Source organism: Dactylosporangium sp. CS-033363, from assembly GCF_050942475.1.
Lineage (GTDB): Bacteria > Actinomycetota > Actinomycetes > Mycobacteriales > Micromonosporaceae > Dactylosporangium.
In genome coordinates this window covers 544678-560714 of the sequence record NZ_CP192032.1, presented here as the reverse complement: position 1 = coordinate 560714, position 16037 = coordinate 544678, and the positions used below count along the sequence as shown (strand labels likewise).

Annotated in this window: 18 protein-coding genes and 1 tRNA gene; 14 read left to right on the top strand and 5 right to left on the bottom strand. The window is 68.9% G+C overall.

Translation table 11 applies throughout. The annotated features are described in order from the left end of the window. Positions 1-8: 8 nt before the first annotated feature. Positions 9-1226: a helix-turn-helix domain-containing protein gene (locus tag ACQPZ4_RS02640; RefSeq protein ID WP_433055547.1), complete on the bottom strand. Its 1218-nt coding sequence runs from the start codon at positions 1224-1226 to the stop codon at positions 9-11. A gap of 312 nt (positions 1227-1538) precedes the next feature. Between ACQPZ4_RS02640 and ACQPZ4_RS02635 the strand changes: the two genes are divergently transcribed. The 13 genes from ACQPZ4_RS02635 (at position 1539) to ACQPZ4_RS02575 (ending at position 10535) form a co-directional block, all read left to right on the top strand. Next, positions 1539-1802: a hypothetical protein gene (locus ACQPZ4_RS02635; protein WP_433055544.1), complete on the top strand. Its 264-nt coding sequence runs from the start codon at positions 1539-1541 to the stop codon at positions 1800-1802. Positions 1803-1902: 100 nt separating this feature from the next. Next, positions 1903-2286 carry a hypothetical protein gene (locus tag ACQPZ4_RS02630; RefSeq protein ID WP_433055541.1) on the top strand — a complete coding sequence of 128 codons (384 nt, stop codon included), beginning with the start codon at positions 1903-1905 and terminating at the stop codon, positions 2284-2286. A 102-nt stretch (positions 2287-2388) separates the two neighbouring features. Then, positions 2389-3117 carry a GntR family transcriptional regulator gene (locus ACQPZ4_RS02625; RefSeq protein ID WP_433055538.1) on the top strand — a complete coding sequence of 243 codons (729 nt, stop codon included), beginning with the start codon at positions 2389-2391 and terminating at the stop codon, positions 3115-3117. Positions 3118-3268: 151 nt separating this feature from the next. Continuing rightward, positions 3269-3664, top strand: a complete 396-nt coding sequence (locus tag ACQPZ4_RS02620) for a transcriptional regulator (protein ID WP_433055535.1) — start codon at positions 3269-3271, stop codon at positions 3662-3664. Between the two features lie 23 nt (positions 3665-3687). After that, positions 3688-3870 (top strand): hypothetical protein, encoded by a 183-nt coding sequence (locus tag ACQPZ4_RS02615; protein ID WP_433055532.1) that lies wholly within the window; start codon positions 3688-3690, stop codon positions 3868-3870. A gap of 360 nt (positions 3871-4230) precedes the next feature. Then, entirely contained in the window at positions 4231-5796 is a 1566-nt protein-coding gene (locus tag ACQPZ4_RS02610) for an FtsK/SpoIIIE domain-containing protein (protein WP_433066170.1), read from the top strand. Next, positions 5793-6044 carry a hypothetical protein gene (locus ACQPZ4_RS02605; RefSeq protein ID WP_433055529.1) on the top strand — a complete coding sequence of 84 codons (252 nt, stop codon included), beginning with the start codon at positions 5793-5795 and terminating at the stop codon, positions 6042-6044. Before ACQPZ4_RS02610 ends, ACQPZ4_RS02605 begins: the two co-directional genes overlap by 4 nt. Positions 6045-6072: 28 nt before the next feature. Then, positions 6073-6243: a hypothetical protein gene (locus ACQPZ4_RS02600; RefSeq protein WP_433055526.1), complete on the top strand. Its 171-nt coding sequence runs from the start codon at positions 6073-6075 to the stop codon at positions 6241-6243. Beyond that, positions 6240-6731 carry a DUF2637 domain-containing protein gene (locus ACQPZ4_RS02595; protein ID WP_433055523.1) on the top strand — a complete coding sequence of 164 codons (492 nt, stop codon included), beginning with the start codon at positions 6240-6242 and terminating at the stop codon, positions 6729-6731. Before ACQPZ4_RS02600 ends, ACQPZ4_RS02595 begins: the two co-directional genes overlap by 4 nt. Beyond that, positions 6728-7111, top strand: coding sequence for a hypothetical protein (locus ACQPZ4_RS02590; protein WP_433055520.1), 384 nt, complete (start codon positions 6728-6730; stop codon positions 7109-7111). The genes ACQPZ4_RS02595 and ACQPZ4_RS02590 overlap by 4 nt, the downstream gene beginning before the upstream one ends. After that, on the top strand, positions 7108-8748 hold the full coding sequence (locus tag ACQPZ4_RS02585; RefSeq protein ID WP_433055517.1) for a replication initiator: 1641 nt from the start codon (positions 7108-7110) through the stop codon (positions 8746-8748). The genes ACQPZ4_RS02590 and ACQPZ4_RS02585 overlap by 4 nt, the downstream gene beginning before the upstream one ends. After that, positions 8729-8983, top strand: a complete 255-nt coding sequence (locus ACQPZ4_RS02580; RefSeq protein WP_433055514.1) for a helix-turn-helix domain-containing protein — start codon at positions 8729-8731, stop codon at positions 8981-8983. Before ACQPZ4_RS02585 ends, ACQPZ4_RS02580 begins: the two co-directional genes overlap by 20 nt. 13 nt (positions 8984-8996) lie before the next feature. Beyond that, positions 8997-10535, top strand: a complete 1539-nt coding sequence (locus ACQPZ4_RS02575; protein ID WP_433055511.1) for a LacI family DNA-binding transcriptional regulator — start codon at positions 8997-8999, stop codon at positions 10533-10535. 32 nt (positions 10536-10567) lie between these two features. Here ACQPZ4_RS02575 and ACQPZ4_RS02570 read toward each other — a convergent pair. The 3 genes from ACQPZ4_RS02570 to ACQPZ4_RS02560 all read right to left on the bottom strand — a co-directional run bounded on the left by ACQPZ4_RS02570 (position 10568) and on the right by ACQPZ4_RS02560 (position 12776). Then, positions 10568-10641: transfer RNA gene (locus tag ACQPZ4_RS02570), tRNA-Pro, on the bottom strand. Between the two features lie 84 nt (positions 10642-10725). Beyond that, complete coding sequence (locus ACQPZ4_RS02565) at positions 10726-11886, bottom strand: alpha/beta hydrolase family protein (RefSeq protein ID WP_433055507.1); 1161 nt, start codon at positions 11884-11886, stop codon at positions 10726-10728. Continuing rightward, positions 11883-12776: a metallophosphoesterase gene (locus ACQPZ4_RS02560; protein WP_433055504.1), complete on the bottom strand. Its 894-nt coding sequence runs from the start codon at positions 12774-12776 to the stop codon at positions 11883-11885. The genes ACQPZ4_RS02565 and ACQPZ4_RS02560 overlap by 4 nt, the downstream gene beginning before the upstream one ends. 64 nt (positions 12777-12840) lie before the next feature. Between ACQPZ4_RS02560 and ACQPZ4_RS02555 the strand changes: the two genes are divergently transcribed. Continuing rightward, positions 12841-13293, top strand: a complete 453-nt coding sequence (locus ACQPZ4_RS02555; protein ID WP_433055501.1) for a GatB/YqeY domain-containing protein — start codon at positions 12841-12843, stop codon at positions 13291-13293. Positions 13294-13355: 62 nt separating this feature from the next. Here ACQPZ4_RS02555 and ACQPZ4_RS02550 read toward each other — a convergent pair whose 3' ends face one another. Then, positions 13356-15839, bottom strand: a complete 2484-nt coding sequence (locus tag ACQPZ4_RS02550; protein ID WP_433066167.1) for a transglycosylase domain-containing protein — start codon at positions 15837-15839, stop codon at positions 13356-13358. Positions 15840-16037 lie beyond the last annotated feature (198 nt).

Here is a 16037-nt window from a genome sequence, read left to right as displayed (position 1 = left end):
TGACGCGCTCAGTCCATCACGTCGAGGCGGCGGGCGAGGTCGACCAACGTTGCTGATGGCTTGTTCTTCTGCTGGCGGATCCACGTGAGCACGAGCTGACGGCTCAGTACGTGGTAGCGCACCTGCTCGGGCGCCATCTTTTCCGCGTCCAGCAGCGTTGCCAGCGCCTCTTCGCTACGGTTCCACGCGCTGTACGCGCGGGCCACCTCAAGCGCATGCCGCACGCGGCGCTCCATCGGAAGGCCGGCGGTGTCGACGCGCGGACCGAGGTCGACCGCGACTTGGACGTCTCCCAGCTCGGCCGCGGTAGCGACGCGGTGAATGGCGACGTTCGTCGGGCCGAATGCGGTCCACAGATGGTTCGCGTCCCGGCCGAGTCGGGTCGCTGCCTCGTCGGCGGCCTGGAGGAACGTCCGGGTCGTGATGGCGTCGCTGGCGCGGGCGGCGGCGATTGAGCCGGCCAGGAACAACGTGCCGTAGACCGACAACAGCTCGGGCGTCGCCTTGCGCAGGTGCGGTTCCAGGTAGTTGGCGGCGTCGTTCGTCAGTTGCACAGCCTCGCGGTACCGGCCGGTTGCCTGGAGTGCGTGGGCGACGGTCCGCAGGAGCGTTCCCGTCACAACGATGTCGCCAGCGGCGCGGGCGGCGGTCAGGCCACGATCAGCGGCGATCCAGGCCAGGTCCGCTTCGCCGATCTTCGTGAGCTGGGTGGCTGCAAGCTGATTCGCCAAGCCGAGTATCCGCCGGGCGGCACTGAGGTCGTCGCCGGTGAAGGTGCTGACGGCCGCCTCGGCGTGGGCGATGAGGCTGGGCAACCGGCCGGTGACGTAGCCGAACCGGGAAGCCTGGTACGCCTCCCACAGTGTCGCCAACTCGTGCTGGAGCACCGGCACTGACGGCGGCTCGACGGTGTTGTCGGCGGGGCCGAACGGGGTGACGTTGCGGTAGTTCATCAGCGCGGCTCGCAGCGCGGGCACGGTCTGGGTGCCGCTGTCGCTCGTCCACTCGACCAGGGACGGCTCCGCGACCAGGTCTCCGAGGGCGACATCGAGCGCGTCCGCGAGGGACTTGATGACGGAGAGCCGGTCCAGCTCGATCCGGTTGTTCTCTGCCTTGCTCAGCCAATCGACCGTGCGGCCGACCAGTCCGGCCAAGACTTCTTGGGACATGCCGCGCCGGCGGCGGTACCACGCGACGCGCTCGCCGATAGTCAAGGTGCTCGTCATCCCACGCATGCCGTAAGCGTCGCACCGCCCTCCGTGTTAACCCCGGAACAATTTTCCGGGGTAAATGCCTCGCGTGGGTAGATGCTCGATCTATGTTTCGGGCGGCTCTGGTTCGGATCAAGCGGTTGACGTGCGGGGATGGTGGCCGATGAGCCGCCAGAAAACACCCGAGTGCCGTTCTTGCGATGGTCGTGGCTGGAAGGTCGTCAGCCGGATCAGACGCTTGCGCGATGGCGAGTCCGAGGGTGCCTACGCGGTTCGGCCATGCGCGGACTGCAACATCCCCCGCCCCAATCCCTGAAGGAGGTACGTATGCATGTCCTGCGGGCACCGCAAGGCGACATCGACCTGGACGTCGGGACGCTGCGCATCTGGGAAGCCGCGGACGACAGCAATGATCCTGTGCTCGTTCTGAAGGACCACGCCTCGACGGTGATCATCGAGTTTGGCGGCGAGGGTGCGTGGGACTCGGCGATCCGATCCGCAGAACGGCTCAGCGATGCGGCGCTGATGTACGCCTCGACGCTGCGTGCGGCGATGGCCGACGCCAGGCAGAAGGACGAGAGCAACACCTGACGGGCGGCCCCTTGATGTTCGTAGCACCAAGGGACCGCGACTCATCCTCCCATTCCGCGCCGGCTGGTCGCGGAGTCACTACGTGAGGGGTCGCATGGCAATGGACGTGCAGGAAGAACGTGACGACACAGAGCTTCAGCTTGAGGTGGCGCTGGCGCTGCTCCCGTTGATCGGCCGCTGCGTGCGGGTCGACGGCGATCACGCGGTGGACCAGCGGGGCAATCGGCTCGATGACGCCGAGGATCGGCGGGTCCTCGTGCGGGAGGTCACGCGCCGGTGGCGCCACCTACGGCCGAGTCAGCTTCGTCGGTACCCCGAGGATCGCGCAACGGCCATCGCACGGTTCGCGGCGGACTACGTCGACGTGGTCGAGCTGTCGGGGCTTGACGAAGAGGACTACAGCGCGTACGGGTACGACGCGATGCTGGAGGTCGTCTGGCGTAAGCATGTCGAGGAGATCCGCCGGCGCGATGAAGCCGCATGAGCACTGTTGCCAAGTCAGCCGGACGGCCCAATCGACATGCCTCCACCCGTACAGTTAAGCTCTTGACAAGCTATGTTGTCGTCTCCACGAACGGTGGTCTCGATGCCGATCGAGTTTGTGCCACCCAAGTACATAGTGATCGTCAACGCGCTGCAGGCCCGCATCGAGGACGGGACCTACGCGCCGGGCGCGATGTTGCCCAGCGAGACCGTGCTGATGAATGAGTTCACCACGTCGCGGCCGACCGTTGTGCGGTCGCTGGAGATCCTGCGCCAGGACGGCTGGATCGAAACCCAGCAGGGCAAGGGCCGCTTCGTGCGGTCGAAGCCCCTGGGAAAGCGGTCCGTTCCTGCGCGCGCTGCTGGGCTGCTCCTGGATGAGGCGGTAGGCCGCGTACGGATTGTCGATGTCGGCGAGGTTCCGGCCCCAAGTCGGACCGCGTTCGCACTCGACATTCGGGAGGGGTCGCCGGTCGTCGTGCGTCGTCGCCTGGTCAGCGTTGACGGCCTTGGGCCGATCGAGCTCGGCTCCGTCTATGTCCCGGTCGACTTGGCTGACGGAACGTCGGTGGGTTCGCCGGATCCGCTGTCAGAAGGCTTGCTTGAGCACCTGGGCAAGGCGAAGGGACTGCAGTTCGGCCACGTCACCGAGCGGATCTCGGCGCGGCCGGCCACCGGCGATGAGCCGGAGTTGTTGGAGATCGAGTCGGACGACTGGGTGCTGACCGTGCTGTTCGCGGTCCACACGCGCGATGGCTTGCCCGCCTTCGCGCTCGACGTGGCGATTCCGCCGGCGCGGCATGAGTTCGAGGACTCGTTCCCGCTTACTTAGCCATCACGTCGACCTTGCTCAATCTCCCTTGATTCACGAATTGAGCAAGGCCAACCACTTAACAAGTTAGGTCCCGGCGTTACGCTTGGAGCAACTTAACAAGTCAACTGGTCATCTGATTGGGTGATCGAAGCCTGAGAGGAACCAAGCAGTGGCTCTGAAGGGTGGGACCAGGTTTTCGGTGCGGTTCGAGGACGTGTTTCCGGCTGGCTGTGTGCTGGTCCCGGACTCGATCGTCGAGGCGCAGGACTTCAACGAGAAGACCCGTTCGCGGACGCCCGCTGTGGACAAACTGACCGGTGAGCGGGTGTGGACGGTGCGGGTCATGGACATGGACCCGGACCTTGCCGGGCGGTCGCGTGAGGTGGCGGTGAAGATCACGGCGCCGGTGCGGCCGGTTCCGGAGTCGTCGGTGCCGTTCTCGCCGGTGGAGTTCGAGGGCATGACGGTCACGCCGTACGTGCCGGACACCACGGGTCGGCTGACCTATTCGCTGCGGGCGACGGGGTTCCGGGTGCCGGTGGCGGCGGGCAGGGCCGGCAAGTGAGCACGGGCGCCGCCGTGGTGTCAGTGAACGTCCACGTCGGCAGCGGGACCCGGCTGCGGCTGCACCGGTCGACCGAACATGCGGGCGTGTGGTTGCAGATCGGCGAGGCGACCGGCGACGTGGCGGTGTTCCTCGACGGTCCGGCGCTGGCGCGGGTGTTCGCGGTGCTGCACGAGGCGGACGACATCCTGCCGGCGGCGGCCTGAACAACTTCTGAGGGATGGGGCGGTCCGGCTTCCTACGGCGACAGACCGCCCCCTTCTTCCCCGGCATGTGTTTCTGGGCGGCAGAGGAAGGCGGGTTTCATCATGCCCAAATCCCGCTCCCCATTCCAGCCTGACCTGCGCACTTGCTCCAACCAAGTGCCGCTGCTGATGCCCGTGGCGCGCGATGCGTCCGGGCGGTTCACCCGCTGGTTCACCGGCATGCCGTTCGAGTTCCTGGCGTTCCGCCGCGATGCCCGCGGCCGGTTCGCCACCCTCGCGGCCGCCGGCTGAACCCCGGGTTCCCTGGGGAGGGTCGAAGTGAAGAACAACGCTCCGCTGGTCAACTTCCGGCGGTTGCAGGTGCCCACGCCGTGGTGGGTCGTCCTGCTCGTGGTCATTCCCTACTTCGTGTTTCAGCTTGTCCGCGCGGTCGTGCGGTTGGTGCCGGTGGCACGCCGCAACTGGGGATCGCTCGGGTTGGTCAGCGCGGCCGGGTGGCTTTGGTGGCGGTACGGCTGGGGCGCTCTGGTCCTGGTCGTGCTCGTCCTCGGGCTCCTCTTGGCTGTGTGGTGGTGGCAGGCCCGGGGCTCGTGGGAGCGGCTGGTGCTGTTGCCAGCCACGGCGTGGTGGCGGCGGGTGTCGCTGTATCAACTGCACTGGCGCGAGGCCATGACGCTGTGCGGGCTGAGTCAGCGGTTCGACGACACGCGGGTGATGCCGAAACTACTGCGGGTGCGGTGCACAGCGGCGGCCGATGAGGTGCTGTTGCGGATGCCGCGTGGGCAGAACCCTGACCTCTACCACAAGGCGTCGGCGGACCTGGCGTACTCGTTCAACGCCCGCGAGTGCCGCGTCTATACCGGTCGCCGCGCGGGGCCTCCGATCCGTCGGGGTCGGTTCGCGGTGCTGCTTCGCCTCGTCGATCGGGTGCGGTTCCGGGATCGGCCTCGGCTGGTGTGGCTCGTGTTTCCGCGCCGGGACCCGTTGCGGGAGATCGTGCCCGCGTTCCCGCCGGCTGAGGAGCCGGACTTCGAGCGGCTGCCGCTGGGGCTCGGTGAGGATCTGCGGACGTTCGTGCTGCGCCTGCTCGCGACGCACGTCCTGATCGTCGGGGCGACCCGGTCCGGCAAGGGGTCGGTGCAGTGGTCGCTGATCCGCGCGCTGGCTGGGTCGATCCGGACCGGGCTGGTGCGGATGTGGGCGATCGATCCCAAGGGCGGGGTCGAGCTGTCGATCGGGCGGGAGCTGTTCGCCCGGTACGAGTACGCCGACCCGGAGCCGATGGTCGCGATGCTGGAAGACCTCGTGTCCCTGATGCGGGACCGGCAGGCCAGAATGCAGGGCGCGGTCCGGGTCCACACGCCGACCCTGGCTGAGCCGCTGTACGTGCTCATGGTGGACGAACTGCTGGCGCTCGTGGCGCTGTTGCAGGACACCGAACTGCGCAACCGTGCCCGCTCGGCGCTGGCGCTATTGCTGACTCAAGGTGCTGGGCTCGGAGTGCTCGTCGTCGGCGCGACGCAGGACCCGCGCAAGGAAGTGGTCGAGCTTCGTGACTTCTTCCCGACCCGGATCGCGTTGCGGCTCAACGAACGCAATCACGTCGACCTGGTCCTCGGCGACGGTGCCCGGGAACGTGGTGCGCTCGCCGACCAGCTCTCGGCGGAGCCGGCCATGCGGGGCATCGGATACGTAGTACTGGACGACCGGCCGGAGCCGCTGCGGGTGCGGTTCGGCTATGTCACCGATGACGACATCCGGGCCATGGCGATCGAGTACGCCGCGCCGGCCGAACCTGCGCCCCGGTCCGCAGCCCGGCACCGGACCAAACCGGCCGGGCACGTCAACCACCGCGCTCGCCCCGCGGTCGGCCCGCTGCTGCCGGACAGCCTCGCCGGGCTCCTGGACGGCGGTGAACCCGCATGACCGTCACCGAAGCGATCCGCCGCTTCTACCGGCTCCGGGCACCGCATCCCACGGCGGGCTCGTCCGCGGTGACGGTCCGAGTCACCGAGGGCGAAGACCTCTACGTGGCGGTCGGTGCGGGCCGCCGGCGGATGTACCTGACCCCGGACGAGGCCTGGGCGCTGTGGCGCTGCCTGTCCGAAGCGGTCGCCTCCACCGGAACTCCACCGGACTGGATCCGCGTCCCGATCACCCCCAAGGCCCGCTGACCGCCCGCTCGCGAAGGAGACCCCTCTCATGCGACGCCAGCACCGGCGCTGTCCCGATACCTCCCACCGCAATCCCGATCTGCCCTGCCCGTACTGCACCAGTGCCCGCGACGACCAGGCCGACATCATCAGCGCCGTCCGTCGCCGCCACGCCCGCACCCACGCCGAGGACGTCGACGGCTTCGGGTGGTCGTCATGACCGGCCGCACCTGGGCCTACGTCGGCACTGTCCTCGGTGGACTCGCCTCGCTCGCGGCGAACGTTGCGCACTGCTTCGTCGCACCCGCCGGTGCCCCGTTGGGCTGGCGGCCCGAGGCCGGGGCCGTGGTCGCCGCAATGTTCTGGCCCCTCGCGCTGTTCGTCGCTGTGGAGATCCTGATCCGGACCGAGTGGCCGGCTGGGAAGTGGTGGTGGCTGGCTCGATACGGCGGAGTCCTCATCGTCGCGGTTGTGGCCGCGGTGGTGTCCTACCGGCACCTGTCCGCGCTGATCCGCCACTACGGCGAAGACGGCCTCACCTCGATGTTCGGCCCGGCCGCCGTCGACGGACTCATGGTCATGGCCGCCGCCGCGCTGCTCGCGTCCAGCGACCACAAACCGCCGTCCCCAGTCGCCGTCAAGGAAATCCACGTCATCGAACCGGCGCCACGCATCAACGGCGCCATCCCGTCCGGAGTCGTGCGATGACCGGCGAACTGCAGCCCGTGGACCACTACCTGACCGGCCCGGCCGACCAGCTCGCCAACGTCCTGCGCTCCGCGCACGCCCGGGGACACCTCGTGCGCTACGGCCGTCCGCAACCGCTCGGCAACGGCCGGTACGCCATCGACGTGACACTTCTCGAGCCCGTCCCCGAACGCAAAGGCTGGCGCCGCGCAGCACAGGTCGCGGTCGTCCTCGGCGGGCTCGCGCTCGTCGGTGGGATCGGCTGGGGTGTGTGGCTGCTCGTGACCTGGTTGATGACGTACTGGCTCGTCATCTGCGGCACCATCGCCCTGGTCATCGTCGTCGCGGCCCTGATGGTCGGCAACCGCGACACGCACTGCCGGGGATGTGGGCACCGGTGACCGTCACCGCGCTACCTGGTCTCGAACCGGACGAGCAACCCCGGCCCGGCTCCCGTGCCGCTCGGAGGCTCATCCCGCTGGCGGCCGACGTGGTCAAGGACATGGCCGCCGAGTATGGGATCTGCCTACGCCCGGTCGGGCTGCGCCGCACCGACCTGGAGACCGGCAAGACCGAGATCATCGACGTACCGTGCGGCGCGACCCGGGAGGACAAATGCCCGCCCTGCGCCGAACGGGCGCGTCGGCTGCGCAAGGTCCAAATCCGGGAAGGCTGGCACCGCACCGACGAACCCGCGCCCGGCCCAGTGCCGGCCACGGATGGGCAGCGGGCACTGATCAGTCTGCGGGCGCACCTGGAGCACGGCCGGGATCAGGCGGTACGGGAGTCGCTGTGGAACCAGGTCGAGGAGGTCGACGAGGCAATCCGCGAGGTGGAGGAGGCGATCGCCGCTGAGGGTCTGCGGGGCAGCGTGGCTCCCGGGCACGGCAAGCCGAGCGAGCCCAAGCGGCAGCGATCCACGAAGCGACGTCAGGACGCTCCCGCGCTGCCTCGGCAGAAGGTCAACCCTCGCACGATCGGCCGCACATACGCCGCGCCGGACGGCATGGAGTACCGGCCGTCGATGTGGTTGACGGTCACCCTCGACTCGTACGGTCCCGTACGGTCTGATGGCTCTCCGGTCGATCCGTTTACATACGACTATCGGCGGGCGGCTTGGGATGCGATCGCCTTCCCACGGCTGCTGGACCGGTTCTGGCAGAACCTGCGGCGGTGCGTCGGCTGGAACGTGCAGTACGCCGGATGTGTTGAGCCGCAACGCCGGTTGGCTCCGCACGCGCACTTCGCGATCCGGGGCACCATCCCGCGTGCCGTGCTCAAGGAAGTGGCGGCGGCGACCTACCACCAGGTCTGGTGGCCCAAGGTCGGTGAGCCGAACTGCCGTCCACTGTGGAACGCAGAAGCTGAGACGTGGTGCGACGAAACGGGTCGGCCGCTCGTCGCGTGGGATGAGGCCTTGGACGCGATCGAGGATGAGCCGGCGCACGTAATCCGGTTCGGGGTGCAGCTGCGGGCTGAGGGCGTCAACGCGAACGATAGCAACGCTGAGCGGGCGATCGGGTACATCACGAAGTACATCACCAAGTCCGCGGCCGACTGCCACGCCGTGACCACCGATCGCCAACGGGACCACCTCGAACGGTTCTGGCGGGAGCTGCGGGTCACGCCGTGCTCGGACCGGTGTGCGAACTGGCTCCTGTACGGCATCCAGCCGAAGAACGCGCACGCGCGGCTCCGACCCGGCAACTGCAAGGGCCGTGTCCACCAGCGCTCGACCCTCGGCATCGGCGGCCGGCGCATCCTCGTATCCCGGGACTGGTCCGGGAAGACCCTCGCCGACCACCGGTACGACGCCAAAGCCTGGGTTCGGGCGCTCCTCGGCGTCGAGGCACCCGAACCCGAGACGTCGACCGCCCCGGTCGCGTGGGAGCTGGCACGGCCGAACGATCCGGACCTGTCTCCAATGCGACATCGGCTGCTCCGCGCGCTCGCGCAGCGCATTCAGTGGCGCAATGCGCTCAACGCGGCGAAAGACGAGATGAGAGGCAGAGCGTCGAGTGCTGCACAGGCCGGCTGAGGTAGCGAAGATCCTCGACTGCTCTGAGTGGTGGGTGAAGGAGCAGGCTCGCAAGCGCCGTATCCCGTTCACGTGGATCGGCGGCAGCTATCGGTTCACGGACGAGCACCTGGCCGAGATCATCCGGCTGTTCGAGGTGCGGCCGCAGGAAGTGCGACCGGCCACGCCACGTGCAGCGCCGGCCAATCCGATGGTAGGTCCGCTCCGGGCTCGCAAGCCGAGACGGGCGGCCTGAAAGGAGTTGAGAGGTGGGATACGCCGAGAAACGCGGCGATTACTGGCGGGCCCGGTACAAGATCGAGCCCGGCAAGTACGGCACGGTCCAGGACGCGAACGGTGCGAAGGTCGAGTTCCGCACGAAGCGGGAGGCGAAGCGGGCGGCCGACGAGGCGGAGATCAGCGGTCAGCGGCCCGTCGGGCCGACGAGCCGGATGCGTTTCGGCAACTGGGCCAACGTCTGGTACGAGCGGCAGGACCTGGCGGCGTCCACGATGCAGAACTATCGCCGCCACATCGAGGAGCACTTGCTGCCGACCTTCGAGGACCGGGAGTTGGCGTCGATCTCGTCCGTCGACGTCAACGCGTGGGCGAAGAGCGAACGGGCCGCCGGCTACGCGGATGCCAGCGTGAAAACCTGGCGGGCGACGCTGCATCTGATCCTCGCGGATGCGGTCGACGAGGGTTTCATCCCGGCGAATCCGGCCACGAAGCGCCGGGGACGTGGTCGGCGGGTCGGGCGGTCGAGGAGTCGCGGGCCGGAGAAGGCGATCACGACCGCGCTCGGTGTCCTGCTGATGGCTGAGCGTGCGGCGCTGCTGTCCGGGCGCGATGACGAGTTCACCGCGCTGGTCACGCTCGGCTTTACCGGGATGCGCTGGGGCGAGCTCGTCGGCCTGGAGGCGGAGTACGTGCGGCCGGCAGAGGTCCGGGTCGAGTGGCAGCTCTACGAACTCGACTCGGGCGAGATGCACCGCAGCCCGCCGAAGGACGACTCACGGCGGACGGTGGCCGTGCCGACCTGGCTGACGGGGCTGCTGCGGGCGCAGACGGCAAAGCGCTGCACCTGCCACGAACGGACATACGTCTTCGGCGGGCACCGCGCCGCCAACGGGGCCGTCCGGGAGACCTTGCCGAAGCTCGTGGACGTGGCGCGCCGGGCTGGAGTGTCGACGGGAACTGTTTCGGCAGTGCTGAACGAGCGGGACAGCGTCGCGGCGGCCACCCGAGAGAAAGTCGTCAAGGCCATCGCCGACCTCGGTTACGTGCGGGGAGCAACCAGCGGGACACTGGCCGCGCATTGGCGCCGGACCGGGTTCGCCACATGGTTGTTCCAGCCGGCGGCGACGGGTCGATATCCCGGGAAGGCACCCCGGCCTGTGCCGATCCTCGGCGAGCCATGGCCGGGTATCCCGGTGCGCGGGCGGAACGCCGCGCAAAGGGCCGATGCCTGCTGGGTGCCGATCGCGCCCGGGTTGACGCCCCACGGCCTCCGGCACACCTACAAGACGATGATGATCGAGCTGGGCACCCCGCCGGTGCTCATGGACGAGCAACTCGGCCACCTGGACGGCTCGGTGCAGGCCCGCTACTCCCACACCACCCCGGACATGCGCCGAAAGCTCACGGAGGGCCTGACTGACCTCTGGACAGAAGCCCTAAAGGCGAGAGCCGAACTCAGCCCCAGCTCGCCGGTAACCATCCTGGACGAGCTACTAAGACCAAGATCTTCTCCCAAATTTCTCCCAACGGAGATCAAGAGAAGACTTAAGGCCGGCCCCTCGGAATGAGGAAACCGGCCCTGACCTGGTACTTCACGAAGTCGGGGTAGCCGGATTTGAACCGACGGCCTCTTCGTCCCGAACGAAGCGCGCTACCAAGCTGCGCTATACCCCGAGCGTGCCGAGTAATCGTAGCCCACGCCCGTCCCGCCTCCAACTCGGTATCCCCCGTGTCGGGCAAACACGCGCTGAGCTGCAATTACGCCGAAGCCAAGAACGCCGCCAAGCGCTCCTCGTACGCCGCCGGATCCCGGTTCCAGCCCCGGCAGTGACCCGCCTCACGCGTTTCCACCAAGGTGACGTGGCGACCGAGCGAACCCGCGAACGCGATGGTCGGGGCCGAGGCCACCGTCCGGTCGTCGTGGTCCACGTACAGCAAGGTCGGCACATCCACCCGCGCGGCCAGCGAGCTGTAGTTCAGGTCCGTGGCCCGTACGCCCAACCGGTGCTGGATCAGCCGCATCGCCGTCCACACCCAGATCGGGGGGACGTTCAGCTGGCGGCCGTTCATGCGCAGCGTCTCGTTCCAGTCGACCACCGGGCAGTCCAGGATCAGGGCGCGCAGGAAGCCGCCATGATCCCACTCGCGCAGGAGGTTGAAGATCGCGGCGCCGCCCATGGACCAGCCCATGAGGATCACGTCGCGGGCGCCCTGGGAGCGGGCGTAGTCGATCGCCGCCCGCACGTCGCGCCATTCCGTGTGGCCCAGGTGGAAGCGGCGGTCGTACGACGGTGGGGCGTCCTCGTCGTTTCGATATGACACGACCAGCGTGCGGCGGCCCGAAGCGGCCAGGGTGGGCAGGGCGCGCAGGGCCTCGCCTCGGGGGGCGCCGCGGCCGTGGACGGCGACGATCCAGGTGTCGTCGACCAGCGGGGTCGTCGGCGGGACCAGCCACGCCGGCAGCGGGCCCAGCTCGCCCGCGACCACCACGTCTTCAAAAGCCAATCCCCGCGCGGAAGGCGTGCCTTCGAAGACATAGCCCGAGGTGTACCCCCTGACGCCCGTCACCAGCGCCCCTCGGGTGACCTCGGCGACCTCGCGGGTCACCGTGGCGCGGTCGACCGAGATGACGTCGCCGAGGATCGCGTGGCCCGTCGCCCAGACGAACGACAAGGGGATGTTCCGCGCGGTGTCGGGGGTGCGGGTCAGCGTGATGCGGCGACCGGCGTAGGCGCGGACTCGCACGGGGTACACGCGAGGGCTGTTGACGTTGAGAACCTGCCCGGCGAGGAACCAGGCGGCGCCCGCCGTGCCCGTGGGGAGCAGCACGGCGAGACCGGCGGCCCCGGCCAGCCCGGCATAGGCGGCGCGGCGGGGCCACTTGCGCACGACCACCGCGCCGGGCGCCGCCGCCGTCATCGCGGGATGAGGGTCAGGATCGTCGCCTCGGGCGGGCAGGCGAAGCGGATCGGCGCGGTCGGGTGCGTGCCGAGGCCGGCCGAGACGTGCAGGTAGGCCTCCGAGTACGGCCAGCGGTGCAGGCCCTTGGCCAGCTTGCGGTCGAGGCCGCAGTTGGTGACGAGCGCGCCGTAGAACGGGACGGCGACCTGGCCGCCGTGGGTGTGGCCGGCCAGCAGCAGGTCGAAGCCGTCGTCGGCCATGCGGTCGAGGACGCGCGGCTCGGGGGCGTGGGTGACGCCGAGGCGCAGGTCCACGTCGGGCGAGGCGGGGCCGGCCACGGCGTCGTAGTCGTCGCGGCCGACGTGCGGGTCGTCGACGCCGACGAGCTCGACCGTGCGGCCGCCCGCCTTGATCGTGGTGCGCGCGTTGTTCAGGTCGGCCCAGCCGGAGCCGGTCAGCACGTCGCGGAGTTCCTCGGCCGGGAGGGCGGCGCCCTGGACGTACGGCTTGTTCTTGTTGAAGTAGCCCAGCGGGTTCTTGAACACGGGGCCGAAGTAGTCGTTCGAGCCGAAGACGAACGCGCCCGGCCGGTCCAGCAGCGGGGTGAGCGCGCGGACGACGGCGGGGACGGCGTCGACGTGGGCCATGTTGTCCCCGGTCACCACGACCAGGTCCGGGTCGGTGCCGGCCAGCTCGGCCACCCAGCGCTGCTTGCGGTGCTGGCCGGGCATCATGTGCAGGTCACTGATGTGCAGCACGCGCAGCGGCTCGGCGTCCGGGGCGAGCACCGGCACGTCGAAGCGACGCAAGGTGAACATGTTGCGCTCGACGAGCGAGGCGTAGGCAAAGGTGGCGGCGCCGGCGGCGACGGTGCCGGCCGCGAGTCGCAGTACGGTCTTCGAGCGCATTGGTTCAGCCTACCGGCGCTTTTACAACAGGATTTGAGCAAGATCTGACGGATAGACTTTTCTCATGTTGAAGGCACGCCTGGAGTCCGACCTGCGCGACGCCATGAAGGCTCGTGACGAGCTGGTGACGTCGACCCTGCGGATGGCGATCGCCGCGGTACGCAACGCGGAGGTCGCCGGGAAGGCCGCCCGTGAGCTCTCCGACGACGAGGTGCTGTCGGTGCTCACCAAGGAGGCCAAGAAGCGCCGTGAAGCCGCCGACGCGTTCGCCGACGCGGGCCGCGAGGCCCAGGCGGCCAAGGAGCGCGCGGAGGAGGAGGTCATCGCGGGGTACCTGCCGAAGCAGCTCTCCGACGAGGAGCTCACCGGCATCGTGCGCGACGCGCTGGCCGCCGGTGGGTTCAGCGGTCCGGGCAGCATGGGGCCGGCGATGAAGGCCGCGCAGGCCGCCGTCGCCGGTCGCGCCGAGGGCGGCCGGGTCGCCGCGCTCGTCAAGGCCCAGCTGACCGCGGGCTGAACACGAAAGAGGCGGGCGCCCCCCGATCAGGGGACGCCCGCCTTCTTCATGCCTTCAGGTGATCAGCAGACCCACGGGATGGGGCAGTTGTTCGTGTCCACCCCGTCGCCGGTGTCCGGAATGTCGCCGTTCTGCTGCACTCCGCCGTTGCCGTTGCCGCCATTGTTGCCCAGGTACGGCGGGGCCGGCGCGCCGGGGCCCTTGCTCACGACCAGCTGGACGCCGCCGCCCTTGGTCGTCGAGCCGGCCGGGTTGGTGCGGTCCACGGTGCCGGCCGGGCACTGCGAGGCGACCTGGGCCGAGGCCACCGAGACCGAGAAGCCGGCGTTCTTGACCTTGGCCCGGGCCTGGTCGACCGAGAGGCACTTGACCGACGGGATGTCGACCAGCTTGCCCTGCGAGCGGTCCTTGGTCGGCGCGGTGAAGCCGACGATCGGCTGGCCGGCCAGGCCGTCGCGGAGCACGCCGAGCGCGGCGTAGTTGACCGGCGGGTGCTTCATGTCCTTGTTGGTCTCGGGCCAGTCCGGGTCGGTGAGGAAGCCGGAGACCGCCATCTGCTTGGTCATGACGGTGAAGGTGGCGCTCTTCTCCGAGTCCGTGGTGCCCGTCTTGCCAGCGATCGGCCGCTTCACGAAGTCGCGGGCGTAGCCGGCCGTCGCACCGGCGCACTTGCCGGAGGCCGACTGGTCACCGACCGGGCAGCGGGCCATGTCGACGGCCGCGCGGGCGACCTCGGGGTCGATGGTCTGCTTGCACTTCGGGTCGAGCCCCTCGACCTTCTTGCCGCTGTTGTCCTTGACCTCGAGGATCGGGGTCGGCTCGCAGTACAGGCCGTCGGCGGCGAGCGTGCCGTAGGCGTTGGCCAGCTGCAGCGGGGTCGTCGCCGACACGCCCAGCGTGAAGGCGCCCCAGCCCTTCGGGTTGGCGGCGAGCTTGGCGTCCTCGGGGGCGTTGAACTGGATGCCCATCCGCTTGGCCACGTCGACCACGTGATCGACGCCGACCTGCTGCTCCAGCGGCACGAAGAACGTGTTGATCGAGCTGCCGAAGCCGGTCCACATGTTGTACGGGCCGGACTGGCCGCCGGAGTTCTTCGGGCAGTAGTGGTTGCCGTTGCAGGCGGCCGGGCTGCTGGAGCTGATGATGAAGTCCGAGACGAACTGCTTCTCGGTCTGGATCGTCGTGGCCAGCGGGAGCCCGGACTCCAGGGCGGCGACCGCGGTGAAGATCTTGAACGCCGAACCGGCCTGGTAGCCGGGGATGTCCGAGTCACCGGTGATGATCGGCACCGTGGTGTTGGGCCAGTTGCCCTTCTGGCCCTTCTTGTCCGGGTTGGTGTTGTTGCCGTTCTGCGTCTGGTCGTTGCTGAAGTTGCGGTTGGTGGCCAGCGCCTGCACGCGGCCCGTGCCGGGCTGGATCGCCGCGAGCATCATCGCGTTGGACTGGCCCAGCTTGATCTTCTGGTCCTTGGAGACCAGCGGCTGGTCCTGCGCGTACTTCCAGGCCGCCGTCTGGGTCTGGATGTCCAGCGAGGACACGACGGTGTAGCCGCCCGCCCGCAGCCGGTTCGCGCGCTGGTACTGGTCCTCGCCGAACACCTTCTGGTCCATCCACCAGCGGCGCAGGTAGTCGCAGTAGAAGCCGGCGCCGAGCTCGGGGCGCTGGACCGACTCGCAGCCCTCGGGCGTCCGCTTGCCGACGATCTTCAGCTTCTCCTTGCCGGCGGCGGCGTCGGCGGTGGCCTTGTCGATGTAGCCCATCGTGACCATCTGGTTCAGCACGTACTTCTGCCGGTCCAGCGCGCGCGGCAGGCCCTCGGCGGTGGCCGGGTCGTTGGTGCCCGGCGCCTTCACCAGACCGGCGATGAGCGCGGCCTCGGAGAGCGTGAGGTCCTTGGGGTCCTTCTCGAAGTACACGTGCGCGGCGGCATACACGCCGTAGGCGCCGTGGCCGAAGGGCGCGATGTTGAGGTACCGCTCGAGGATCTCCTTCTTGGAGAGCTTCTTCTCGAGGTCGATCGCGTACTTCATCTCGCGCAGCTTGCGCGTGGGCGTCTTGTCGGTGGCGTCCACGACCTCCTGCGGCGTGCGCGCGGAGTAGGCGATGGCCTGCCGCACGTACTGCATCGTCAGCGTCGAGGCGCCCTGCTCCGTCTGGCCGCCGGCGTTCTGGTTGGCCACGAACGCGCGGGCCACACCCTTCACGTCGACGCCGCGGTGCTCGTAGAACCGGTTGTCCTCGGCCGCCACCATGGCCTGCTGCATGACCTGGGCCACGTCATCGATCTTCACGTCGCGGCGGTTCTCGTCGTACATCATCGCCAGCAGCGTCTTGCCGTCGGACGCGTACACGTAGGAGATCTGCGGCGACGGCAGCACGTCGATATCGGTCGGCAGATTCTCGAACGTATCGGAACCGGCCTTGGCGGCCAATCCCGACATCGCGACCGCAGGGAACGCGGCCGCAGCGACCACCAGTCCCGCCAAGAGCCCACACAGCAGCAATGAAGCCGCGTTGGGCAGCAGGCCGTGCTCGCGTTTGCGCATCCAGGTCACCGCCTCAGACTACGTGACGACGTCATGAGGCCGCGTCCAGATGCACGCGTCCTCGTTGTCCTAGACGCGTGACACCGAGCGTGAGGTTGACCCAAATCCGATTCTGCGGCATGCCGCGCGGGGGCCGTCGGCATTTTGGGCAAATCGCACCCGGTCGTGGCGCAGCGGTAGCACGGATCGGCCTTTTGG